Origin of the sequence: Sphingobacterium sp. UME9, assembly GCF_014170215.1 — a bacterium.
Lineage (GTDB): Bacteria > Bacteroidota > Bacteroidia > Sphingobacteriales > Sphingobacteriaceae > Sphingobacterium > Sphingobacterium paramultivorum.
Genome location: NZ_LZZP01000013.1, coordinates 43458 through 70457, shown reverse-complemented (window position 1 = coordinate 70457; position 27000 = coordinate 43458). Strand labels below are relative to the sequence as shown.

The window sequence follows — 27000 nt, the reverse complement described above, 5'->3', positions numbered from 1 at the left end:
ACGCTAAAAATAGAGATTGTCTTTCCTGTAACAAGAAATCATATTTTTTTCGCTAAGTTTACTGCCCGAGTACACCCATGAAAAATCAAAAATCATATCAATATCACGAACTTCTCCCTCTTATACGCCAAGGGGACCAACGAGCATTTGTTATATTATATGATCTATTTACGCCCGATTTAATTGCTTTTATTGCAAAAAAAGTTGCTAGCAGTGAAGTCGCTGAAGATATACTGCACGACCTTTTTATGTCAGTATGGAAAAATCGGGACATGATTGAACAAATAGAATCTCTCCCGGCCTATCTATTTAGCTCCTGTAGGTACCTTATCCTTGCTCATTATCGCAAGAATTTAAAATTAAAGGTATCATCTCTCGATTTTGAGGAGCTCGAACTGGAAGATGAAACCGTTGCAATCGAAGATAAACTCTATTATCGTTATATCATCGATATTGTCGCCAAAGAAGTCGAAAACCTTCCCGAAAAGTGCCGAGAAGTATTTAAATTGAGCCGTGACTTCTACATGAGCAACAAAGCTATTGCCCAACAGCTTAATATCAGCGAGTCTACTGTCGAGAAACACATTAATAAAGCAATCAAACATCTTCGAGCAGCGACAAGCCATTTATTTCATTTTACACTGTTTTTCTAGTCAACACCCGCCCCTTTTTAACAAGCATTTTCATAGATATTTTACCCATTTAAAAAAAAAAACACTTTTTTTTCATTTTCGACTAGAGGTTCCACCTTATTTTACACACTTGTATAGTAACTGACCATTCCAATGGAACCTGTTATGAATCAAATGAACGAAATATACAAGCTGATTTCCGTCTTCTTGAACAGGAAGGATACTGTTCAAGATAGAAAAGAACTACTCGACTGGTTTGAAAAACAGTCCGAAAATGGCATTTCTGAGACCGAATTTGCGGATATTCAAAATAATGCAAAAAAGAGCCTTATCAAGGAAATACAAAATCCGACAAGAAAGATTATACAGCTTCGTACAGTCAGGTATATAGCAATCGTCGCCAGCATACTGCTGATTGGTTTTTCGATCTTACAATTCTGGCCAAAGTCCGAGATCCTAGCGACCACAGCGCAATTGGCATCAATCCCGCCCGGTAAAGAAAGAGCAATCATTATCTTGGGAAATGGTAAACGAATAGATCTCGAACATCTTTCGCTCAATCAAAGTATACAAACAGGCGATGTCATTATAAAAAAGGATGGTAAGGGACAAATCAGCTATCATGATGTTAAAACTGGACAAATAAGTATACAAAAAAATAGCATGTATACGCCAAAGGGTGCCACCTATGACCTAACCTTATCAGATGGCACATTAGTGACACTAAATGCTGATTCGAAAATCTCTTACCCAACCTCCTTTGATAAGGGAGACAGAGAAGTTGAATTACAGGGTGAAGCCTACTTTCATGTACAGAAAACAACCAATAGAAGCAAATTTATCGTTAAAACACGTGGTCAGAAAATTGAAGTTCTTGGAACCCGCTTCAATGTCAACGCATACCCTGAAACAGATAGAACACAAACAACCCTAGAGGAAGGTTCTGTGGTAGTCTCAGCACAAGATGTACCTCAATCCAATCTTTACCTAAAACCAAATGAGCAGGCTACGCTGCAACATGGCACACTAAATTCCCGCCACATAGATCTTGATGAAGTATTAAGTTGGAAAAAAGGTCAGTTTTATTTCAATGGTAATAACACGGAAGAGGTAATGCAACAAATTGCCCGCTGGTATAATATTGACATTACGTACAGACGAAGTAAAAGCAAAGAACAATACACGGGCACAATCCCTCGCAATCTAAGTTTAAACAAATTGATTGAGCTGCTCAATTTTGCAGATATCAATACAAAAGCTTTGGTGGGTGACAATAGCCGAATTAAATTAATCATTACGTAACCAATTGCCAAAATTATGACAAGTACAAAACTGCCACCATAAATCCTTATTGATATACCAATAAAAAACGGACCCTGTTGGCGCAGAATCCGTAGTAGTAATTGGTATTAAAGCATCGTATAACATCTCAATTATTAATACATTAAAACCAAACGAATTTAATGAAATTTTCAATAACTCCGTTCATGAAGAAGGAGAGGGATTTTCATGAAGGTTTGTTGGGCGACCGCATGACGCCTAATAAAAGCCTTAAACGTGAAAAACAAATACCTTTTTTTGCGCGACCATTACCTAGATCTCTTATGAGGGTCAACTTAATCACTTTATTGATCGGCATAGGACTATCCCAAGTGGATGCTCATACCTATGCACAGCAAATTACGCTTAAAAAGCATAATGCGAGTCTTCAAGTTATTTTAAAAGATCTTGAGAAACAAAGTGGATATACTTTCTTCTATAAAAAGAATGAAATATCCGCCAATAAAGACATCTCTATCGATGTAAAAAACCAGCCATTTTCACAGGTTTTAAAAATTGTATTGGGGAATGCAGATTTTACTTACGATTTCTTTGACAAAACAATTGTCATTAAGAAAAAAAATGAACCGTTGAGAGATGACCTTAACAAGATTATTAGCAGACCAATAATCAATAAGAGTTTAGACCTACAGCAAGAAACTCAAGTAACAGGCTCTGTCAGTGACACCTTAGGCAGAAAACTTACCGGTGTAAGTGTAAGTATCAAAGGGAAATCAGGCCTTGGTACAGCAACAGATATCAATGGAGCTTTTGTACTAAAAGTACCCACTAATGCGACCCTGATTTTCACAATGGTTGGATATGACCCACAGGAAGTTGCTATTAACGGAAAATCAAAATTTGACATCATATTAAAAGAATCTGCATCAAGTTCCATTGACGAAGTCGTTGTTACAGCATTTGGTCAACGCTCCAAGAAGAGCGACCTTATTGGTTCCGTTTCATCACTTAGCCCCAAAGAATTACGTGCGCCAGTAAGCAATCTTACGGCAGCATTACAAGGCAAAGTTGCCGGTGTCGTTTCATTTCAACGTAGCGGAGAGCCGGGAGGCGATAATGCCGATTTCTTCATCAGAGGTGTAGGAACTTTTGGAACGAATAACAAGCCGTTAATCCTTGTTGACAATATGGAGGTCACAGCGGATGATTTGGCACGTATCCCAGTTGATGACATCGAAAACTTTTCGATCTTACGTGATGCCACCGCATCAGCCGTGTATGGCTCTCGTGGAGCAAACGGAGTTGTCCTCGTGACAACAAAGGTAGGACGTGACGGACCTGCAACGATCAGCTTTAGAGCCGAACAACGCATATCAACACCTACCCAAACGTTGAAATTTGCTGATCCTGTCACTTGGATGAAAATGTACAACGAAGCTGTTACAACACGTGACCCCTTGGGGGTAGAACCTTATGGGCAATATAAAATTGAACGCACCGCTGCTGGAGACGATCCTATCACCTACCCAGCAGTAGATTGGCTCAATGCCCTCACTAAGAAGACCACAACAACCCAAAACTACAACTTAAGTGTATCTGGCGGTGGACAAATTGCAACTTATAACGTGAGTGGAAATTTTACCAATGACAATGGTCTACTTAAAATGGATGCTTTGAACAACTTTAACAATAACGTTAATTTCAAGGTTATGAACCTGCGGAGCAATATTGGTATCAACTTAACCAAATCAACATTCGCTATGGTTCGTACCGTGGCCAATCTGCAAAACTACAGTGGTCCACCGACAAATGGAGCAGAGGCCTACAATCTTGCACTTCGTGCAAATCCTGTTTTATTTCTCCCTGTATATCAAGCTGGTCCTAGTCAGTCCTATATTCAGCATCCACTCTTCGGAAATGCCGATAAGGGACAGTATGCCAACCCTTACGCACAGATTATGCGCGGATACTCGGAAAGAAAGCGAAGTGATATTCAGGTACAATTGGAATTAAAACAAGATTTTTCAACAATTCTTTTGGAAGGTCTAAATTATAGAGGACTCTTTAATCTAAGTAGAAATTCTTATTTTGCCCAATCACGCCAGTACAACCCGTTTTATTATGAGCCAATAGGAACCGATCCAAAAAACAACTCTTTGCTCTTTCGCGAGATCAATCCTGAAACAGGAACAGAATATCTCGACTTTGTTCCTGGAGAAAGAACCCAATCCGCTGTTTTCTATATGGAGAATCAGCTCTCCTATCAACGGACCTTTAATGAGAAACATAATGTATTTGGAATGTTGATCAACACCATTCGGGATAATGTCAAAACACCCGTCGACAATAACATTTCCCTAATCAATACGCTTCCCAACAGAAATGTGTCCTTATCAGGCAGTTTCACCTATGGTTATGATAATCGTTATCACGCTCAATTTGCTTTTGGATACAATGGCTCGGAGAAGTTTTCGGACAAATTTCGTTGGGGATTTTTCCCTTCCTTCGGTTTAGCATGGAATGTCTCCAATGAGCAGTTTTTCGAACCAATTAAGGACGTCGTCAGTAATTTAAAATTCCGCTTCACTCGTGGTGTTCTCGGGAATGACCAGATACTTGATACTCGATTCTTCTATCTTTCAGATGTCAACCTTAATAGCACAGACTATGGTTATTCCTTTGGATTACCTGCCGAGTCAGGGCGTAGAACCGTTAACGGTATTGTGGTTAATCGGTATGCCAACCCCGACATTAGATGGGAAATTTCCAAACAAACCAATTTAGGAATTGACTTAAGCTTATTCAAAGGCGCATTGACATTTACAGGTGATTTTTATCAGCAAGAACGCGACAATATCGTTCAAGCACGTTCATTATCCTCAATCAATGGTCTAACCGCCTCTGTCTTTGCCAATGTCGGGAAATATAAGAGTAAGGGATTTGACGGAGAATTGGTCTACAATAAGTCTGTTAACAGTGATTTATGGTTCCAAGGTAGAGGAACATTCACTTTTGCAACAGGGGAATATGCATTTTTCGAAGAGCCAGCGTATAAAAACGAGTACCGTCAACGTCAAGGAACTTCCGTCAGCAATCAGTTCGGCTATATAGCGGAGCGCTTGTTTATTGATGATAACGAAGTCTATAATAGTCCCGCCCAAGAATTCGGATCAACAGTCCGTGGTGGAGATATCAAATACTTGGACGTTAACCGAGATGGTTTAATCAATGACGACGACCGCATGCCAATTGGCTATCCTACGACTCCAGAAATCAATTATGGATTTGGTTTAAGCACTGGCTATAAAGGTTTCGACTGCTCGTTCTTTTTTAGCGGAGTTGGAAGAACATCGTTATTTATTAATCCAACAACGAATAATACGAGCAGTCCATTGAGTCGAGGAATTGCTCCATTCGGCGTTGAAACATCACCCAACGCTGTCTTCCAAGAATGGGCAAATAACTATTGGTCCGAAGACAATAAAAATATCTATGCAGCATGGCCTCGTTTAAGCGTAATGCCTATGGCCAACAATACGGTTCAAAGTACTTTTTGGATGCGTAATGGCAGTCTGCTTCGGTTAAAACAAGTCGAATTAGGCTACACATTCAACAAAAAACTAACGCAACGATACAAATTCAAAAACCTACGTATTTATGCCAGTGCAACAAATCTACTGCGATTTAGCTCTTTCAAATTATGGGATCCTGAAATGGGCGGTAATGCGTTAAACTATCCATTGCAAAGGGTATTTAACATTGGTATCAATGCTAATTTATAAGAAACTATGAAAATGAGATTTAAGAAAAGTATAATCGCGTTAGGGTTGTTCGTAGGTCTTTCGACCTCCTGTAATAAGTTTCTGGATGTTGTTCCAGATAATGCACCTGTACTGGACCAAGCATTTGCAATGCGTACAATGGCCGAGCGTTATTTAGTGACTTGTTATAGTCAATTACCACAAAGCTTTTCGATGACCAATAACCCAGGTTGGCTCTCTGGAGATGAGTTTTGGTTAAACTCCGAATCAACCTATTCGGGGTACTTCAATTGGAGAATCGCTTTGGGCAACCAAAATGGCGACAACCCCCTATTAAATGCTTGGGATGGGAACAATGGAGCAACAAATCTTTGGGTGGGTATCACAAACTGCAATACATTCCTCGACAATATTATGTCGGTACCGGATATGACAGACGAAGAGAAACAGATGTGGATCTCAGAAGTCAAATTTCTGAAAGCCTACTACCATTTTCTCCTAATGAAACAGTACGGTCCAGTACCTATCAGAGACAAGAATATCCCTATCTATGATAGCCCGGGATCTTCTCAGTTGCCTCGAAATAGTGTCGAAGAATGCTTCAACTATGTTATCGGCATGATTGATGAATCCATCCCAAATTTAATGGATGACGTTACTGCGGTGAACAGTGAAACGGGACGCATCACAAAAATCGTCGCCAAGGCAATGAAGGCTGAGATATTGGTTTATGCCGCCAGTCCTCTTTTCAATGGAAATGTCGGTACGGAAGCTTCTATTAAAAACAGCGATGGGAAAGAGTTGTTCAACCATACCTATTCGGCTGAAAAATGGCAATTGGCAGCGAAAGCTTGTAAAGAAGCCATCGATTTTGCTACTGAACATGGAAAGAAACTGCATACCTGGACGCCAACTGGAGGATTCACCCCACAAGCGAGTACACAGTTTCAAATGAATATTCGGGAGGCCTATAACGAAAACACCGATAATCCAGAAGTATTGTGGTTAGATACGAAATCAACCGCCAATGGAACCATCCAAGGTTATTTTATGCTTCCTCGCTATACCGCCAATGCAACGTCGGGGACCTTGTTGGGCTTTATGTCTGCAACAATAAATATTGTTGAAAAATTTTATTCAAACAATGGCGTCCCTATTGAGGAGGATATTACTTATCCATATACATCGAGATTCGATTTGATTACAGTTCCCAACACAGATGCTTATAAATACGATTTGGTCGCTGGGAAACAAACAGCCCGGATGAATCTAAATCGGGAAAATAGATTTTATGGCACCTTAATGTTTGATGCCGGACGTGTATTTATGTTGCAAGCCGGTTCGGATGCAAATGCCTACAATATTGATCTCAAATATTCGGGATCTTCAGGAAAAGTGGACCCCACACGATTCAATTGGACAGGGTATGCCTCAAAAAAACATTATAATTATCGAAGTACTGTTGGTGCAAGTAATGCATATACTGCGCGGTTGTTTGGCCATCCGATTATGCGTTTAGCCAATCTTTACCTTTACTATGCAGAAGCGTTAAACGAAGCAAATGGACCCTCAGCAGAGGCTTATTCCTACATTGATGCTGTTCGAACGCGCAGTGGCCTTAAAGGTGTAGTTGAATCATGGCAAAATTACTCTTCTGCACCAAATAAACCTGCAACCAAAGATGGACTGCGTGAAATTATCAAACGTGAACGTACCAATGAGTTTGCTTTGGAAGGTGTACGTTTTTGGGATCTTCGCCGTTGGAAAGATGCCGTCAAAGAACTAAACAATCCAATTTTAGGATGGGATATCAATCAATCATCCGAAGGCTCTTACTATCGGACAACACTATTATATACACGGTCATTCATGGATCGGGATTACTTTTGGCCATTGAGCTTAAATGAAAGAAGACGTAACCCAAATCTTGTCCAAAGTGCAGGATGGTAATTTAAATTACAAATATCGCATAATGAAAAATTTATTAAATAAAACCGCTCCAATCATGCTAGCAATCCTTTTGACGGCTCCATTACTATGGACAAGTTGCAAGGAAGACATAGGCATTACCGCAGCAAGACAAGGAGAAAAACCAAATACCTTAAAGAACCTTGCCTATGAAGAAGCTCCTGGGGGAGCAAAGATCAGCTACGATTTACCTACTTCAGCAGACTTACGCTATGTCAAGGCAACGTATACATTGGAAAATGGGAAAGAAATGGTCACCAAGGCCAGCATATACGATAACCAACTTGCTATACAAGGATATGCTACGATAGGTGAACATGAAGTTAAACTTGTTGCTGTCTCAGTTGGTGACGTGGAATCCGATCCTGTTACCATTAAAATCAAGACAGGAAAGCCCAATTATATCATCTTAGCCGAATCGTTTAAATCTAACGATTTTTTCTATAGTACATTTGGTGGGGTAAACCTCAAATTTGAAAATAAAGATGCCGCAAATATCATTTTAAGTGTATTCAAATATGGGGAAAATCCGACCACCAAAGAGATCGGCTGGAATGTTCTGAACGAGACCTATACAAAATCCAAAGAAGGTGTTATTCGCGTTCGTGGAGAACAACCGATCGCAACAACCTACGGTATTGTCATACGCGATCAATGGGGTAACGTATCAGACACCATTCGTCGCAATTTAACACCACAAGAAGAATATGAAATCAACAATTTACTGATCTACAATGGTATCACGGCCTATAGCGATATGAATAGAAATGGTGATTACATCAGCAATTACAATGCACAAAGTGGAAGTGCTGAAATGCAGGTATCACTATTTGATGGGATTGAAGGATCACCATATTATATCACAAACAAGCAGTGGTGGGGTAAGGCTGCTCCAATCCCATTCCAATTCACTTTGGATGCCCGTAAAAAGGCACAGGTAAGTCGGGTCAAACTTTGGGGTCGAAACGACAATTATGGGCTATTGTTTCAAGCTACACACCCAAAAGAATTCGAACTTTATGGCAGTAATTCACCTGCACAAGATGGCTCCTGGGATTCTTGGACATTACTCGGAACATTTGAAGGCGTCCGTCCATCCGGCCTAGCTTTTGGCACTAACGCAAATAGTGAGGATCAAGATTATGCACGTAAGGGAGAAGATTTTGAAGTAAACTGGGACAACCCGAGCGGATTCAAATATTTCCGCATAAAAGTAAACTGCACATGGAACGGCGTTAGAGAACAACCGCTAGGTAATGCCCTCACAGTTGCGATATCGGAATTGAAATTATATGGAAAATACGTAGACTGATAAATTATGAAAAAGATATTGAATTATATGCTGATCGTATTGGGTACTGTCCTTTTAACCTACAGTTGCAAGCCATCAGACTACTATTATGGGGAATACCTAAAAAATGGGGAAATTTACTATCCGGGCCGGGTAGATTCGCTATCTATTATCCCCGGTAACCAAAGAGGGATACTACGTTTTAAGGTAACGACAGACCCCAAAGTGAATAGCGTTAGAGTCTATCTAAGGAGCAGCCTCTCGCCTACGGCAGAAGTAAAAAATTATCCGATAGAAGCCAGCGAACATGGGAAAATCAAACTCATCACCTTAGATGCACTTTCGGAGGCAACATATACGGCAAACGTTTATTCATTTACCAGTCAAGGTGATAGTTCTCGATCAGTAGCCTCGAGCCAGTTTATTTACGGTCAGAGTTATATACGTACCCTTGTAAATCGCTCATTTTCAAAATTTGACAAAGCGAACGCCAATGAGCATTTCCTGGTACTAGCCCGAGAGAACAATTTGCCCAGACAGGGCACATTTTATCCAATGCAATTTACAGAGGTCACCTATCGTAACAATTCCGGAGATTCCACAACTGTGCGTATTACACCCTATGAGGATTTTGCAAGTTTAAAAAATATTTTTAGTCCAAGCACGGTCAAGTATAGGACTGTTTACAAACCTGTACAAGCTTCTATCGACTATTTTTATACCGCTTTTACAGAACAGAAATATAGCAAATAACAAGAATACCAACAAAATTGTAACTATTGCGACCATACTTGGTAAGGTAAATAATTGGGATTTCCTTACATGTATTTTTTGATCCCGTAGATTACAACAGAAAAGGTTAGACGGAAACGCTTCTCAAGCAGTTCCCTGTCTAACCTTTTTTAACTATCTTTTTTTAGATACATTTGTACCATAATTGGGGAACTAAAAGATGGATAGTACAATTGCACTTTGGCTAAAACAAATCGCAGAAGGCGACCGAACTGCATTCGATGCACTATACAATCATTTCTGGAAAACAATCTACCAATATGTTTACCCCAAAACTAAAAATACAGAAGCAACGGAAGACATTCTACATGATCTATTCCTGAGTATCTGGAAAAACCGGAGTAGATTGCAAGAAATCAATAACATCGAATCATACCTCAAAACTGGCGCACGCTACCTCACCTTCTCCTACTTCAATAAAAATAGCGAACAGCATAGGGTGGATATCGATAAAGTAGATATCATCGTTGATGATGCGCCAATCGAAGATCGCTTACATTACCGCTATCTATTGGACCTCATCCAAGAAGAAATACAAAATCTTCCTGAACGTTGCCGAATTATTTTCAATGAAAGCCGCATCAACCACAAATCCATCAACCAGATAGCCCTTGAATACGGACTATCAAAAAGTACCGTTGAGAATCAAATAAACAAAGCTCTCAAACGTTTACGCTTAGTTACCAAAGACTTCCATGCCTTTCTCTCCTTTTTTTAATTTTTTTTCATTTTAGCGTAGGTGCTTTCAGTTTTTTCGATGACTATATCTATACAAGGCTAACCAAACGACCTGTGAAGTCATCATGATGTATTCAAGTGATACTGGATAATGCATATCACTGATAACTCAATCATAGCTGAAACAGTCGAAGGCAACATAAATCTCTTAAAGAGACTGCTTACTAATGAATAAATAGATTTAACTAGATGAAAGTACCTAATACACTGCAAAAACTAATCAAAAACTATCTATTGGGCTTCGAAAATAAAGCCGAATACGATACCTTGAAAAAATGGTTTGAAGAAGCCGAGGCAGACAACATGCCCACGGATAACGATATTCAAGCAAGTCAGCACCGTATACTACAACGTCTAAATCATAGTATGGCATTCCCTGAACCTAAATCTATTGGCTATAGGTATGGGATTCGTATAGCGGCTTCGATTACGATTGCGCTCGGTTTTGCCATGGGCTACTTCTACTATCAGCATGCAGTGTTCGACAAAATAGCACCTGCGCAAGTAGCGATGATACGCCCCGTTCAGGAAAATGTACAGCTTACTTTTGAAGATGGAGCAGTCGTCATACTCAATAACCAAGGTAAAGCGACCCAAGCCATTGAAGGCGTTCAGGAAATCAAAAACGGAGAACTTGTCTATAATGACAATGCAAATCATATCGTTCAAAATACGCTTTCAACACCTCGGGGACAACTATTTAAAATTGTACTTCCCGATGGAACCAAAGTATGGATGAATGCGAATAGCTCCTTGAGCTACCCTTCGAAATTCATAGGCCCAGAGCGTTTAGTTGAATTACATGGTGAAGCCTATTTTGAAGTTAGCAAAAATCCGGAACAACCGTTCATTGTAAAAACAACCGATCAACAAGTCAGAGTTTTGGGTACACATTTCAATATCAATGCCTACGATAATGATCTTACGACGCAAACAACACTTGTTGAAGGTAAAGTTGAAGTACAACATCAGCAGCAGAAAATACTCTTGACACCCAACCAACAAGCGAATTTTAAAGGTACAGCGCTCAGTAAGAAAAATGTGGATGCCGCGGAGTATATAACCTGGCGTGAAGGTTATTTTACCTTCCATAATGCCACAGCAAATGAAATCATGCAACAGTTGGCAAGATGGTACGATCTCAACGTCCGTCTTGATGACTCCGAAATAAACGAACGATTCAGTGGAAAAATCAATAAGCAGATGAATTTGCAGGAAATCCTAACCGTCCTCCAAACTGCTGGGTTGAATTTCGATATCGTACAGAATAAAAATCAACAAAAAACAATCCTACTGAAAAACTAAATTATTAATACTGAACTTATAAAACATTAACCTAATGCAAAACTACAGGAAGGCCAAACCTTCGGTTCCATGGGATAACCATGTCCAAATTTCAGCAAACTCAGACGCTATCACCTGGCCTCGGGCTTTTGTGAAGAGCAGTAATGACAACAATTTACCCGCCGTGTTTAACCGAAAAAACAAATTGCGTTTTCACCTTGTTTCAGCGCTTTTGACGATCAGTTTGATGCAGCTCCATGGCACAACAAATGCGCAACGCATCTCTATCAATTCAAATCAGTTGTCCATCAAGCAAGTTTTCCAGCAACTTGAAAAACAGTCTGGCTATAGTTTTTTCTATAAAGACGTCATTCTCGAAAAAATTAAGGATACGGGTATTAGACTCGAAAATAGCACCCTTCAGCAAGCTTTAGACGCCATTCTAAAACCAAATGGTTTGGACTATGAGATCGTAAACAAGACTGTAGTCATCAAGCCTGCTCCGAAAAACAATTTAACGGTAAATATAAGGTCCATTCAACAACAATACATTAGCGGCAAGGTCCTAGACGAAGAAGCGAAGCCCATCCCTGGGGCAACGCTTAGACTGAAAAGTGACAGTAAAAAAGCTATTCAGACTCAGGCCAACGGAACTTTCAACCTACCGATGAATTCCGAAGGAGAGATTGTCATTGTCTCAGTACTTGGATTTGAATCGCAAGAATTTGTGGCTAAAAAATCAATGCCTACCATTACAATAAAGCTGAAAAGATCAGAAAATAAAGTTGATGAAGTTGTCGTAACAGGGATCACACAACGAAAAAAAGAAAGCTTTACTGGTGCGACTGCATCTTTTACCGGTGAAGAACTAAAAATGGTTAACAACCAAAATGTGGTTGCTTCCCTACGCGCTTTAGACCCATCTTTTATCCAGATAGAAAACAATGCCTTAGGATCGAACCCGAATATGTTGCCCAAAATTGAGTTACGTGGGCAAACAAGTATTTCGACTTCCAGCTTACAAAACGAATTCACCAGCGATCCAAACCAACCATTATTTATTTTGGATGGTTTCGAAACCTCGTTGCGTACCATCATGGATTTGGATATGAACATTATCCAATCGGCAACCATTCTGAAAGATGCCTCATCCACTGCGATTTATGGTTCCCGGGCATCCAACGGTGTTGTTGTCATCGAGACGATCAAGCCCAAAGCCGGGAAGGTAAAATTATCTTACGGTACCGACTTACAGATCCAGGCACCTGATCTTTCAAGCTATAACATGATGAATGCTGCCGAAAAGCTGGAATTCGAACGTCTTTCCGGAAGATATCAAAATAGTATCGTCGCTACACAGTTGCAATTGGATGAATTATACAATACAAGATTAAATGATGTATTAAGGGGGGTAGATACCTATTGGTTGGACAAACCGGTACAGACGGGTTTCTCACAGCGCCACTCCTTGAGTGCTCGTGGTGGAGAGGGGGCTGTTGTATTTGATATTGGCCTCAATTATAAGAACACCAAAGGGGCTATGAAAAAATCTGGACGAGAAGATTGGGGGGCTAATATTAACCTAAACTATCGTACAGGTAAGCTCAATGTTGCCAATCGGGCCTATATTTCTGGATATACTGCCGACGAATCTCCTTATGGAAGTTTTTCAACCTGGGTAAATATGAATCCCTATTTTGAGCCTTTGGCGGCAGATGTGATGTACCTCTCGTATAATACTCCTAATAATACCAATACAACAAATAACAACATTACCAATATCAATCCGTTGTATAATGCCAACTTAAAAAGTTTTGACCGCACTAAAAATTATATTATCAGCGATAACCTGCAGTTGAATTATGATTTTACATCGGCATTGCGGTTGACCGCAGGTGGGCAGATCAGCAAAGGCAATACCAATAGTAATGATTTTTTGTCACCATTGAACAGTAAATTCGTTGGTGTAGAATATGCAAAGCGTGGCAGTCTAGCGCATTCAGAAACCAATTTCTTCAGCTATACGGGTAACCTGATGTTGACCTATGCCAAAGTATTTAAAACGGTGCATGCGGTGACCGCCAACTTGAGGGGGGAAATCAGCGAATCGGTAAATGAATCCACCGGTTATACTGCTGTCGGATTTCCTTCAACAAGTAATGGTAACCCGACCTTCTCTTATGGATTTGAAACGGGTTCCAAACCTTCTTCCTACAAGACCGTAAGTCGTAGAAATTCCATATTGGCCTCGGTTAATTATTCCTATGCGCAAAAGTACAATGTAGATGTCAACTATAACCTGGACGGTTCGACAAGTTTTGGATCCAACAACCTTTACTCCTCGTATTACTCCTTTGGATTGGGCTGGAACCTGAACAAGGAAGAATTCCTCAAAGAAGCGAAGTGGATAAACATCCTGCGACTACGCGGAAACGTCGGTGTCACGGGAAATCAGAATTTTGGTAATGTTAGCCAATCGGTCTTTAATTACATTACCGATATCAACCGCTTTGGAGAAGGGATCTATCTATCAGCATTGGGTTCGCCAGACCTAAAATGGCAACGGACCAGACAGACAAGCTTAGGTTTAGATGCTACATTGTTTAATAACAAGGTGACCGTACAGGTCAATGCTTACGACAAATACACAGATCCGTTAGTTGTTGCTGTTACACTCCCTTCATCTACAGGCCTGTCCGCCTATCCATTTAACGCAGGAACGCTTGACACAAAAGGATTGGAAACCATTATCAATTATTCGCCGATATACCGGCCGGCAGAACAGTTTGTCCTGACATTCGGAATAACTGGTTCTTTGATGAAGTCCCGTTATGGCAACTTCAACGACAAATTAACCTCACTGAATAATGAGATGCGGAAGAGCAATTCTTTGACAAGATATCGTGATGGTTATAGTCCAAATGATATATGGGCAGTTCGTTCCCTGGGTATTGATCCCTCGACGGGACGAGAACTCTTTTTGACCAAAGATGGCGAACAAACCTACAACTACAATCCGGATGATGTCATCAGAGTGGGCACCGCGCAACCTCTAGCCGAAGGGGTATTGCGGGGTAGTTTATCCTACAAAGGATTTACCGCCAATCTATTGGTAAGATATATCTGGAATAAGGATAACCTGAATACGGCCCTGTTCAATAAAGTAGAAAATATATCCGTAAAAAATGTAGAGAACAATCAAGACAAGCGCGCCTTGTATGAACGCTGGCAAAAACCGGGGGATGTTACCCAATTCAAAGCCATCAGTATCACCAATACAACACCGATTTCTTCGCGTTTTGTCCAAAATGAGAATACCTTTAGCGGTGAATCAATCAGTATTGGCTACGAGTTTAAAAACAAAAAGTGGTTGGATCAAGTCAAGCTATCCAACTTGCGCATCAACACGTTTTTCAACGATATATTCTATACCTCTACCGTTAAGCGAGAAAGAGGAATCGACTATCCATTCACACGCAATGTCTCTATGAGCATTTACGCAACGTTTAAATAAGAAAATGAAAAAATTAATTATACCCCTACTAGCGATTACAATTTCATTGTCTGGCTGTAATAAATGGCTAAATGTGAAACCCGAGGACAAATTTATTGAAGAAGAGGTATTTCAGACCCCACAAGGGTTTAAAGATGCACTCAATGGCTTATACCTGAGATTGGGTAGCAACAACCTTTATGGCAACACCCTCAATCTTCGCAACTTGGATCTCTTGTCCCAACTCTACTATATTACTGGAGAGCACGATCAGACATTGCAACAGCTAATTGCCTATAATTATGGCGATGATAAGGTTAAAGTGCTGATTGACCAGATCTGGACGGATATGTATGTAAATGTTACCAATGTCAACCGTTTCTTGGAAAATGTGGATCAATACGGTGCAGTACTTGACGACCAGTCAAGAGCCTTGATGAATGCAGAAGGCCATGCCCTACGGGCCTACCTGTATTTTGATCTGCTCCGGATGTTTGCCCCCAACTATACCAAAGATCCGGAGGCAACATATATCCCTTATTACGATAAGACGGGATATGAACCGGCTCCCTATGCAACCAGTTCATTCGTCGTGAGCAAAATCTTAGATGACTTAAAAATTGCGGAAGACATTTTGAAGGTACAGGACCCCGTAATGAATATGAATGTTGTGGACCAAACCTTTGGTGTATACGAAATCGGAGACAAACCTTACCTTCAATTTCGCAACTACCACATGAACTATTTTGCAGTAAAGGGTATGCAAGCAAGGGTACACTTGTACCAAGGCAACAAAGTTAAAGCATTGGCTGCCGCTAAAGAGGTGATTGCCAATCAAACCAAATTCCCTTGGATTACCTCCGCAGGGATCTCAAATAAAAGTACCGCTAATCGGGTGTTTTCAACCGAATTATTATTTGCGTTTGAAAACCAAAAATTGTACAATATCTTTGACAGCCAGTTCAATGGAGCACTGGAGGACAAAGCTATCCTCAGTGCTGGGCCAACTCCAAATTTCTTAAAGGAAATTTTTGAAAACTGGGACAACGATTACCGCAATGGCAATATGTGGGATCAGACAGCTGGTAAATCCTATGCGGTATTTATCAAATATAAAGACCTTACAGCAAATAACAAAAACCAATACAACTGCCGCTATACCGTCCCGGGCATGCGGATCAGTGAAATCTATCTTATTGCGGCAGAATGTGAAGAAAATGCAGACCAAGGACTTGTATATTTAAACGAACTACGCCAACATAGGAATTGTGCCGTTTTAAGCTCAAGCGCTGACCTGTCAAATAGTATCATGAAAGAATACCGGAAAGAATTCTACGGCGAAGGCCAATTGTGGTATTATTACAAACGTACCAATACTCCTTCTATCCTCTCGGCTACAGCCAAAGGTCAAAAAACAATCGCATTGGATCAATATACTTTTCCAATTCCATTGTCCGAAACCCAACCAAGATAATCCAAAAGATGAGAATATTTAAATACACCACCGCAATACTGTTCCTCTTAGCAACAGTATATTCTTGCAAGCAAGAAGAACTCGGCTATTATGCAGCTCAGAATTCCATTCTATTTGAGGGCTTCGACAACAAGGCCGATAATATTTATACCCCCACAGATTCCAGCAACTTTTCCTTTGGGTATGTATCTGCTTACATCAGGGATAGCCTTGCTTTTATATCGGTACTGGCTACGGGTGGCCCTCAAAACGTAGATCGTCCATATAAATTGAACATTTCGAATAAAAGCACACTTAAACCGGGGGTTGACTACGAATTATTAAACAAAGATTTCGTAATAAAAGCCAATCAGGTCCGGGATACGCTGATCCTTAAGCTGATCCGTACCGATGTAATGAAAACGACTCCTTTATTCCTGGATTTAAAGCTAGAGGCCAACGAGAACTTCAATACGGCAATTACTGATCAGATCATAGGATCCGGGATTAATGCAAAGCTGAAGAATTTCACAAGACTCCATCTCTCCGTGGATGACATTGCTGGCCCACCCTGGTTTTGGAATCCCGCAAAAAACCCGTACTCTTCAACATTCATAGGCTACCTTGGTACTTTTAGCACAAAGAAGTTTCAGCTGATGATCGGCCGTTTCGATTTGGATATCAATGTGATAACAACAGAAAAATACCTACCTCCTGCTACATCTACGCTTGCATGGGGCAAAAGTTTACAGTCCTACCTCAACCAAATGGAATCCGAAGGCACGCCAATTCTAGAAGAAGATGGCAGTCTGATGAAAATGGGGCAATATGCACAATAATCTAACAAAAAAATGAAAATCACTATGAGACATTTTGGATTCTTGATCCTTTCCATCCTTTTGTTGGGATCCTGCGCAAAGGATTTGGGGAATTATAATTATACAGAACAAAACCATGTGAACATAGCTGGTATTGAGCCTAGCTATATCGCATATTTCGGACAGCAATTAAAAATAGATCCGGTTCTGACCACCGACGATGGAACGAATTTTCAAGCAAATGACTATACCTATGAGTGGTTTACACTTGATTCGTCAACGACTGCCGCCAATGCCGATAAAATAAAAAAACTGGGCAATCAACAGAACTTGGATATCGTCCTTACATTGAATCCCAGTATTTCAAATTATGGCTTGTACTATAGGGTAAAAAACAAACAAACCGGCTATGTATGGGAAAAGAAAGTTGCCTTGAAGGTAACCGTTGAAATATCTGATGGCTGGTTGGTCTTAAATGATATTAACAATGAGGCACGGCTGGACATGTTGGCTTATAATGCCAAGTCCAAAACCTTCATCAATTACTTCGATATTATCTCAAAAACCAGTAATCTAAAAATTGTTGGCAAACCAACTCTTATTTACTACCTACGGAACTCTGATTTCATCAATTCGAAGAGCTCCGCCAGAATTTATGTATCGACAGACAAAACGACTTATAGTATCAACAATCAGCTCTATACATGGGACAATTACCGCAACCTCAAGGAAGAAGTAATGCGCCCAACTCCGACAGACTATCGTGCTCTAGTATTTGATTCCTATAGTTCGCGTACCTATATGTTGGATAGCGAAGGCATATTGGGTTATGAATATATAACTCAAGCAAACATGTACGGAGCAACGCTCAACCGCCTCAGCACGGGTGGTACCATAGCCATCTCACCGTATTTTGCTTCTACAAGACAGTCTAATAATTTCTTGGTGGCATTTGACATTCAGAAAAGAAGGTTATTGATTCACAAGAATTCCGATCGTTCTATGATTATCCCCTCATCATCCAATCCGGAACTTTTCCAACCCGATGATCTGAAAAAGGACTTAATCTATCTTGCACAGGCACCAATTGCCAACAGTCAGATCTATGCACTACTAAAAGATCCGATCACAAAGAAAATCAACCTTATTCGGTTTACAAACAATAACACCGAGCTCGTTCTTCTCGGAGATGATGCCGTTGATTCTGGATATGGAATTGACCAAGCGCAATTCTATGATGTTGATCCGACCTATGGTTACATCATGTATTCCAACAACAACAAGATTTTCCAATACGACCCTTTTAACAAAGTAAATAAGCTATTATTGGACTTAGGCAATAGAAAACTATCCCTGATGAAATATCAAAAAGTATCGAGTGCCGGATCAGAGGGAAGATATACCGCGCTATCCAAAAAGCTAATGGTCTGCAGCTATGATGAAGCACAGCCCAATACGTCAGGAAAGATGGAATTGTATAACATCAGCTTATCGGGTGCCCCGGTACTTGCCGAATCATACACTGGCTTTGGAAAGATCGTTTCTGTCTCTTACCGCGAATAAGTATAGTCGCTCGATCATGTTATTCAATCCAGTCAAGTGGATCTGTAATCCCCTTGACTGGATTACTTTTAATTGTTTTACAAAAAAAAAACACGCTGAGAATAATTTCAACTATGTGGAGTCAACATATAAAATTACAGGTCCTACTGGGCCTTTTTAGCCTAAGTGGAATTTCTGCTTTTGCCCAGTCCGACCAGAATTTTTCAACCAACCTGCTCAAAGTGTTCAAAGAGAAAGATACGGCCCACGTGTCGCATGACCTTGCCCCTAATTTTTCCATTGCCGGACATACAGGAAATGGGGCCAAATTCCGTCTCAATCAGATTGCACAAAAGTACCAAATATCGGATGCACACGCTATCGCCGAACAAAAAGTTGCAAAAGGAAAGATGATCCAATACAGCATCACGAATACCGATCAGCAGCAAACAAATGCGCAAGCACTATTCAATCCGGGGGGCAAATTATTATATTTTTCTCTTTTTGATCAGTTATATGGATTACAAAGACAAAAAAAGCCGCAGTTAAAAGCGACTATTCCCTTTGAAAACAAGAATGGATCGATCTATCTGCAAGTAAAGATCAACAACTACGATCGTCCGCTACGCCTGCTATTTGACACGGGTGCAGATGGGATGGCTGTCGGACAACAGCTAGCTGATGAAATTGGCCTCAAAATTACACGTGAGAATAATGCATCGGTCGTAGGAGGCAACACCACGATCAAAGTCTCTGACAATAACAGCATCACACTAGATACCTTAAAAATCGGAGGACAAGGCATTGCGATCTTTCCAACAATGAGCCGAGATGGAGATGGTATCATCGGTAATACTTTGATCCAAAAATACATCACACATATTGATTACGACAAGAATGTCATGTCGCTCTATGAATTTGGGGACTTCCACTACCAAGGCAAAGGCACGTTGGCAACGATTACTATGCCTTCGGGGGTCATGCTACTGCCTGGACAATTGGATATTATACAGGGTAAAAGCTACCCCGGTCAGTTCGTCTTTGACACAGGAGCAGCCTATGATTTGATTTGTTTTAGACCCTTTGTTCGACAAAATAGACTATTGGTCAGCGGATTTAAACCCGAATCACAAGCCGCAACGACAAGCATGGGCATATCGTCACCTACATTTTTGGGAAAAAGCTATCAGTTTGCCATTTTTCCCCTCGCAGCCATCAAAAATCTACCCGTTACCTTAATGGGCGGAAGCACCACAAACGAGCAATGGCAACCCGGAGTGGATGGCTCCATCGGCACACGGTTGTTGAGCCGATATAATATGACCATCAATCTCGCCGACAATGAGGTGTATTTTGTACCAAATAAACTCCATGCCCTACCCCAAGATTTTACCCTTAAAAACTACCGGTTCGGCTGGGATAATCAAGGTCAGTTGAAAGTACTGGGTACTGTCGCCGGCGGAGCAACCAGTGTCGGTGGCCTACAAGTGGGACAAACCATTCGGAACATTGCCGAATACAGTATTCAACAATTACAGAAGAAACCTTCACTGCTGGAGGAAATAGCAGCAAAATCCAAAGAAAACAATATTGTCATCACATTAGCTGATACCACAGCAGTCACTATTTAAAAGAGATAGAAATGAACTTAAAATCGATATTTACCCTTTTTACTTGCCTTATTTTGAGTTGCCCTACACTGGTTTCGGCTCAAGAAGGCCAAGCATTCAAGGGAAGTTATGAAGAATGTCTAACACAAGCAAAAAAAGAAAACAAACTCATTTTGATAGACCTCTATTTTGCAGGTTGCATGCCCTGCGCCGAAATGGATAAACAAACTTTTCCAGACCCGGCAGTTGTGCATGAATTACAATCCAATTATATCTTGTTCAAAACAGATGTATTGAAAGAAATGGACGGAAAAAAACTGGCCCGCAAATATGGAGCACCTGGTTTTCCGACCTATGTTATTGTGAACGGCGATGGAAAAACCCTATTGATGGAATCTGGTTTCTTTGCGACGAACAATTTTGTTCCCTTATTACAAAAAGCTGTACAATTGAATACATCAGGTCAACTTCTTGCTTTTAATTCGCTTTTAGACAACACCTACCCGCCAGCTTATAGTGAGCGATTTATCAAAACCGCCCAAAAACACGATTTTGCCGAACTAAAAGGCTATTTGGAACAGCAGTCTGACCTTTATAATGAAGTTGCCATCGTAGCGAATTCGGTGACCAGTTTCCCTGAATATAACAATTGGACCTATGACAATCTTCCTACCATTCTAAACATGTATGGCGGAAATCTCATGCGGAACAAGCTCTCAACGATTGCAAGGATAAAAAGCAAAGAGTTTGGAAAGGAACAACAATTGGATAGTTTTCAAAATATGCTAAATTATATTCGTCCGACTTTCAACAACAAATTGTGGGATGTATATCTTCCCATATTTGCGACCAGTTATTACACCGGCTCAAAAAATGCCGCAATCTATTTCAAGCTTATTGAGCAATATGACCTATACCCTACTTGGGATTTGAGAAGTAATGCCCTGGGGCAGGTCATCATAGACCAGGCACAAAAGCCGGAAGTATTAAAGTCCATTCTGTCCGAATATATGACGGAGCAGCATAATAAAGATTTCGATGTCATAGATAGTTATCGTTTGACGCTTCTATATAGCTACCTCGGTGAATACACAAAAGCGTCGAAAATAGCCCAGGACCTTTTAAAGGTTGATTTCAGTGCTCCTGGCTTGGCCCTTAAGAAAGAGGACGTACTAGAACTCAAAAAAGCGATAGACAAAAAGAATATTCGTCTATATGACGCGAAGAACATTCAAAAAACAATACCATTCAGTTTAAGTTAAATGCAATATATAATGATCAAAAAAACCATTTTATTATTTACCGCTATCGCAACTTCATTGGTTGCGCTGGCCCAACAGCCCAGCAATATTACTGGAACAACCGATCCTGCTAAAATTCAAAAAGTTGGCCTATATAAAGTGCTCAATGGCCGCCTTGTCGAAATTGCGACCTCAACACCAGATTCAATAGGTAGATTTGCTTTTCGTTTTACGCCTGAATATGAAGGCTTATATTCCCTGGGAAACGGCAATCCTCAAGTACAACAAGGTATGTTTAGGTTTTACTTTAAGAGCAACGAGGACCTCAACATCAATCTAACGAAAGAAGGTTACGAACTCATCGGGAAAAACAGTCCTGAGAACGAAGCCTTATATGCATGGGACAAACAGTCCAAAACATTACATGATAAAGGTACAACTCCAGGGGGGATGAGCACTTATGTAGATTTCTTCCCGGAGGTAGAAGAATTCAAGGGAAAATTAGATGCCATCAAGAAAAACGTAAAAACAAAGAATGCCAATTTCAACAAGTTTTTCACGGAACTGGTAGACTATGATTTTGCTTACTATGCAATATCTTATTTATACATGCCACGCACAGCGCATCCGAGCAAAGAGGAAATGAGTGACTTCTATTCTGAGTTCAATGCCGATAAATACCTAACGACAGAATTGTTAAAATTCCCGTACGGAGATCGTTTTATGGCAAATCTCGTATACCGCAAGGTAAATATGGCCAGCAGACCTTCATTGGACCAACAAATAGCAACTATAGGTCCTGATGTCCTGAAAGGACAATATGTTTTGCAACGTTTAGAGAATGTACGCTCATACAGCGATTTTCAAGAGATGAACGACAAATACAAGCAGTATTTTACATTGCCTGAACAAATCGCACGTGCCAAAGCTGTCGCCACAAAATTGGTGGAAACTAAAACAGGCGTACCTGCACTACAATTCAGCTATCCAAATATTGAAGGCAAGAAAACGAGTCTGGCTGATCTAAAAGGTAAAGTTGTATTGGTAGATATGTGGGCAACATGGTGTGGTCCTTGCCGTGCTGAGGAACCGCATTGGGAAAGACTGAATGAAGAGTTCAAAGATAAACCAGTAGCGTTCGTCGGGATTTCTGTCGATCAGGATAAACCAAAATGGGAAGCCTACGTAAAAGAGAAAAGCTTAAAAGGAATTCAGTTACATGCTGGCCCAAGTAATGATCTGTCGACTGGCTATAAAATAAACGGGATACCTCGTTATATCCTCATCGACAAATCTGGCAACCTGATCTCAGCCGATAGTCCGAGACCAAGCGACCCTAAATTGAAGGCACTACTCGAAGAATGGAGTAAAAAATAGGAAAATCCAGCCATACATTTACCTTAAGAAAGGCCATCCAAGGATGGCCTTTCTTAAAACAAAGCATCTTTCAAGTAGCAATAATCCTCATCTCTGAGACAGCATTGGAAAAAATAGAGGCATCTCCTTCTCCTCGAGTTGACGTCCAAATTCAGCAATTTCATAGGATTCAATATACTTTATCCCGGCACTATCCTTTCCATACCACTTGAGCAGCGCTGGTCGATTAATGTCGGTAACACTACTGAATGGATATGCATTGTCATAGATTATTTTCTTCTGTTTCTCAGGATCTGCCCTAACTTCATCCAAAATCCCCATACTATGGGGAATAACATCCGCAAGCTGAGATCGATGAGCCCCTAAAGCGGCTAGTTTGACCTGCCAAACAGTATCAATGGCAACAGCAAAATCAGGTATATATGAAAATTTGATGGTGTGATAGTCACGAACATATACAAAGACAGGCTTTTTCTTCATCTGTAGGTTCGGTGCTGCATCACGAACAATATAACCGGCGGTCATATTATCTATATGCCCTCCTTCCGCAGGGTAATATGTAAATACAACATCGGCCTGCCAGTCTTGAATACTCTTGATAACCTTCTCCTGTGCCTCTTTTGTATTTTTCAGATATTTATCATGATAATCCAGTACTTCATAAGCATCTAATGCCAATATTCGTTTAGACTCCATAGCCTCCTGATAGCGCATCTTAGTTAATTCAACTGGATTCATCGCATAATGACCCGCATCTCCGTTTGTTAGCGACATAAATTTTACTTGATGCCCCATTTTTGTATACAAAGCAGCAATACCGCCCGTATATTTCTCGCCTTCATCAGGATGCGCAAAGATGATCATTATCTTTAGGCTCTTTTGAGCCACACTTAGTGTAGTCTGCAATAAGAACAATGCAGCGAATAAAAAAAGTCTAATCATGGTTAAAATTTCTGGTAAGTCAAAGTGTATGATGAATTTAACTAAATTCATCATAACAAACAAATGATTGACTTCCTATACAGGCACAAAAAAAGATCCTAGCCCACTGTAGAACTAGGATCGCATAGTTAAAGAAGTACCGCCAACAGATACCACTTATCGATGAATTGTTTGCTTATTATCCCAACTGAGGGTCAGTTTTCGAATGATTACCCGTTTCCACACGCCCCGCAAACTGGCGTACAAATTTGGTTCCCTCCACGTGCAGCGTCACATCATACCAACCATGGGTTTTATGAGATTCCACAATCCACTTCGTAGATTTCCCTGCCGCAAGTACAATAGATTTCTTCCAGGTGCTGTAAGCATTATCTTCTACATGTACTTGAAATGATTTTTTCCCTTTGTTATGGACCTCCAGTACAAGATTACCCGTCAAAAGACCTTTCTTCCCGATTTCATAGGTCGCTCCAACAGATAAGGGTTCCTCCTGTCCTTTAAATCCGCGCATAAAACCATTAGGTCCGTACACCGTCAAATCGTAATGGTGATCTTTAAAGTCCGCCAAGTTCCAGTCAAAGCTTAGTTCCTGCCCAGCGACAACTGCAAATGGCCAAAATTTCACACCGTCCTTATAACTCGGTCCACTATAGACATTAAATGGGCTATTTAGCGATTTACTGCCAAATACCTTATTGCCAACTTCTAGTGTCAGATGAATCTGATTGTGTTCCTTAGCAAAAGAGTCTTTGACATAAAGCTCGTACGCCAACGCGCTGGAGTTTTTCTGACCTTTCTCCTGTCTTGCCAGTAAAGTGGAACGACCTTTAGACCGCAATCCTGCGGCATCCTCTTTCGACCAAACATGAAAATTATTAGGTAGTGGTTTCGATTTTGCCTGATCAATGGCATAAATCTGCTGATTCCGATCAAGGAAAGGCAAATCAACAGCATTCGCTCCCTCAGCTTTCCGAAATATCGATGTCAAATCACCTGTAATTGCCCGGCGCCAAGAGCTGATATTCTCCTCTTTCACATGCTTGCCCAACTTTTTCTCAAAGAAATGTTCCATAAACTGAATCGTCGATGTGATATCGCAAATCTCCGAATTGACCCAACCGCCTTTTGACCAAGGTGACGCCACAATCAAAGGTACGCGGTAACCGAGCCCCACTGGGCCTTCCGTTGCATTATCTTTTTCTTCACCGTCGGCAAGCTCCTGTGCTAAACTCACATATTCACCACTATAATCTAATTCCGGCGAAGTTTTTCCTGAATGGCTATCTGCAGGATTAGGTGCTACAAAAGGAGGAATATGGTCAAAATAACCATCATTCTCATCATAGTTCAGAATAAAAATAGTCTTCTTCCAGATTTCGGGATTCTCTGTCAGAATATTCAAAAGCTCCGATACATACCAAGCTCCATACATAGGGGCGCTCGGATGATCTGAGAAGCTCTGTGGTGCTACAAGCCAAGACACTGCGGGTAACTTTCCAGATTTCACATCATGTCTAAATTGGTGTAAAACATCTCCCTTAGGAACAGTAATCTTTTCACCTTCATGTGTCACCACGCTTGTCTCACGATAGAAAGAATCACCCTCGTTCGTTTGAAAAGCGCGTTCATGCAAGGCACGCTGTTCTTTAGGAAGCTGCTGAAAAGCATGATCCGTAAGACGTGCCAAATGTTTTTGGTAGCTATTCAGCTGCTCCTGCTTCTGCTTGAGTTTATTCTGTGTTTTCTGGACACTCTCGGAGCTATTATTCGCTAATGCTTTTTCAAGTTCTTGAATCTCCGCGGGTAATTCTGCAATACGTTTACGCATAAAATCAAGATGGCTTTTCTTAAATTCAATGTGATATTGCGCAAACCATTCCAAATTATTGTCCGTGAAATTACCCAACAGATCCTCACCGTCTAAGCCGCTTTCTATGCTGACTTCATTTTGGTAGACTTTCCAGGAGATCCCTGCTTCTTCCAAGCGCTCAGGAAAAGTCTTCCAATGTGCCCAACGATTAAAATAGATATCTGAATTCCGCACCAATGGCTTCGCCCCTTTATGCGGCACACAGGTTCCCGTCCAAAAGAAATGCCTATTGGTTGTTGTACCTGTAATAGATGAACAGAAATGCTGGTCACAGATTGTAAAAGCATCAGCCAATGCATAATAAAAAGGAATATCTTCACGTGTATAATAACCCATCGTCAAAGGAATATCTTTCAGGACCTTTCCCCCCGGACGCTTCGCTTCGATCCAGTTATCATGTTTTCCCTGATTACGGGCTGCCATCTGGTTTTCCCAGGAATGTGGTAAATTTCCGGTCCAGGCAGCATTTGAATTTTTGATATCCAGTCGAAACGGCGAATAGGTCTTACCTGCAGCCGACGACTGCAACCATACGGGGTTACCATTAGGTAATTTAATCGCCCGTGGATCATTGAATCCCCGAACCCCACGAAGTGTTCCAAAACTATGATCAAAAGAACGATTCTCTTGCATTAATAATACAATATGTTCGGCATCTAAAAAGGTACTTCCTGTTATAGGTTCTATCGCCAATGCGCGCTGTATGGCATCTGGCATAGCACTCTGTAAGCCAAAAACACCAGCTAACAATGAAGCCTTCTTGATAAAATCTCTTCTGCTATCCATAAATAAATTTGTTGTCTCTCTACTAAATTCAATGGTCTACAGCGAATATATTCATTCGCTACCTTTTTTTATGTAACGTTTTTAACAAACAATCCCCGCAAACGATTGATCTCATTTGCGG

The 27000-nt window shown here is 40.7% G+C and carries 17 protein-coding genes; 15 read left to right on the top strand and 2 right to left on the bottom strand.

From position 1 onward, the window contains the following. Positions 1 to 77: 77 nt before the first annotated feature. The 15 genes from A9970_RS19345 to A9970_RS19275 all read left to right on the top strand — a co-directional run bounded on the left by A9970_RS19345 (position 78) and on the right by A9970_RS19275 (position 23281). Positions 78 to 653, top strand: coding sequence for an RNA polymerase sigma factor (locus tag A9970_RS19345; protein ID WP_182983397.1), 576 nt, complete (start codon positions 78 to 80; stop codon positions 651 to 653). Positions 654 to 806: 153 nt separating this feature from the next. Continuing rightward, on the top strand, positions 807 to 1934 hold the full coding sequence (locus tag A9970_RS19340; RefSeq protein ID WP_220801661.1) for a FecR family protein: 1128 nt from the start codon (positions 807 to 809) through the stop codon (positions 1932 to 1934). Between the two features lie 185 nt (positions 1935 to 2119). Next, positions 2120 to 5695 carry a TonB-dependent receptor gene (locus A9970_RS19335; RefSeq protein WP_182983395.1) on the top strand — a complete coding sequence of 1192 codons (3576 nt, stop codon included), beginning with the start codon at positions 2120 to 2122 and terminating at the stop codon, positions 5693 to 5695. A 12-nt stretch (positions 5696 to 5707) separates the two neighbouring features. Continuing rightward, positions 5708 to 7624: a RagB/SusD family nutrient uptake outer membrane protein gene (locus A9970_RS19330; protein ID WP_182983394.1), complete on the top strand. Its 1917-nt coding sequence runs from the start codon at positions 5708 to 5710 to the stop codon at positions 7622 to 7624. A 55-nt stretch (positions 7625 to 7679) separates the two neighbouring features. Next, on the top strand, positions 7680 to 8954 hold the full coding sequence (locus tag A9970_RS19325) for a DUF5000 domain-containing lipoprotein (RefSeq protein WP_220801660.1): 1275 nt from the start codon (positions 7680 to 7682) through the stop codon (positions 8952 to 8954). A 6-nt stretch (positions 8955 to 8960) separates the two neighbouring features. Continuing rightward, the gene (locus tag A9970_RS19320; RefSeq protein ID WP_182983392.1) at positions 8961 to 9686 is read left to right on the top strand and encodes a DUF4998 domain-containing protein; all 726 of its coding nucleotides are present in this window, start codon (positions 8961 to 8963) and stop codon (positions 9684 to 9686) included. Positions 9687 to 9885: 199 nt separating this feature from the next. After that, positions 9886 to 10443 carry an RNA polymerase sigma factor gene (locus tag A9970_RS19315; RefSeq protein ID WP_153844814.1) on the top strand — a complete coding sequence of 186 codons (558 nt, stop codon included), beginning with the start codon at positions 9886 to 9888 and terminating at the stop codon, positions 10441 to 10443. 209 nt (positions 10444 to 10652) lie between these two features. Then, positions 10653 to 11768, top strand: a complete 1116-nt coding sequence (locus A9970_RS19310) for a FecR family protein (RefSeq protein ID WP_182983391.1) — start codon at positions 10653 to 10655, stop codon at positions 11766 to 11768. Between the two features lie 34 nt (positions 11769 to 11802). Then, positions 11803 to 15261 carry a SusC/RagA family TonB-linked outer membrane protein gene (locus tag A9970_RS19305; RefSeq protein ID WP_182983390.1) on the top strand — a complete coding sequence of 1153 codons (3459 nt, stop codon included), beginning with the start codon at positions 11803 to 11805 and terminating at the stop codon, positions 15259 to 15261. A 4-nt stretch (positions 15262 to 15265) separates the two neighbouring features. Further along, complete coding sequence (locus tag A9970_RS19300) at positions 15266 to 16714, top strand: RagB/SusD family nutrient uptake outer membrane protein (protein ID WP_182983389.1); 1449 nt, start codon at positions 15266 to 15268, stop codon at positions 16712 to 16714. Positions 16715 to 16722: 8 nt separating this feature from the next. Next, positions 16723 to 17532: a DUF4843 domain-containing protein gene (locus A9970_RS19295; protein ID WP_182983388.1), complete on the top strand. Its 810-nt coding sequence runs from the start codon at positions 16723 to 16725 to the stop codon at positions 17530 to 17532. 24 nt (positions 17533 to 17556) lie between these two features. Beyond that, positions 17557 to 19074, top strand: coding sequence for a PKD-like family lipoprotein (locus A9970_RS19290; protein ID WP_182983387.1), 1518 nt, complete (start codon positions 17557 to 17559; stop codon positions 19072 to 19074). 113 nt (positions 19075 to 19187) lie between these two features. Further along, positions 19188 to 20684 carry a retropepsin-like aspartic protease gene (locus A9970_RS19285; RefSeq protein ID WP_182983386.1) on the top strand — a complete coding sequence of 499 codons (1497 nt, stop codon included), beginning with the start codon at positions 19188 to 19190 and terminating at the stop codon, positions 20682 to 20684. An 11-nt stretch (positions 20685 to 20695) separates the two neighbouring features. Continuing rightward, positions 20696 to 21925, top strand: a complete 1230-nt coding sequence (locus A9970_RS19280) for a thioredoxin family protein (protein WP_182983385.1) — start codon at positions 20696 to 20698, stop codon at positions 21923 to 21925. 12 nt (positions 21926 to 21937) lie between these two features. Beyond that, the gene (locus tag A9970_RS19275; RefSeq protein ID WP_182983384.1) at positions 21938 to 23281 is read left to right on the top strand and encodes a TlpA disulfide reductase family protein; all 1344 of its coding nucleotides are present in this window, start codon (positions 21938 to 21940) and stop codon (positions 23279 to 23281) included. Positions 23282 to 23368: 87 nt separating this feature from the next. Here the strand turns inward: A9970_RS19275 and A9970_RS19270 are convergent, their stop codons facing one another. After that, the gene (locus A9970_RS19270) at positions 23369 to 24223 is read right to left on the bottom strand and encodes a PIG-L deacetylase family protein (protein ID WP_182983383.1); all 855 of its coding nucleotides are present in this window, start codon (positions 24221 to 24223) and stop codon (positions 23369 to 23371) included. Between the two features lie 178 nt (positions 24224 to 24401). Further along, positions 24402 to 26879 (bottom strand): phosphocholine-specific phospholipase C, encoded by a 2478-nt coding sequence (locus tag A9970_RS19265; protein ID WP_182983382.1) that lies wholly within the window; start codon positions 26877 to 26879, stop codon positions 24402 to 24404. Between the last annotated feature and the right edge of the window lie 121 nt (positions 26880 to 27000).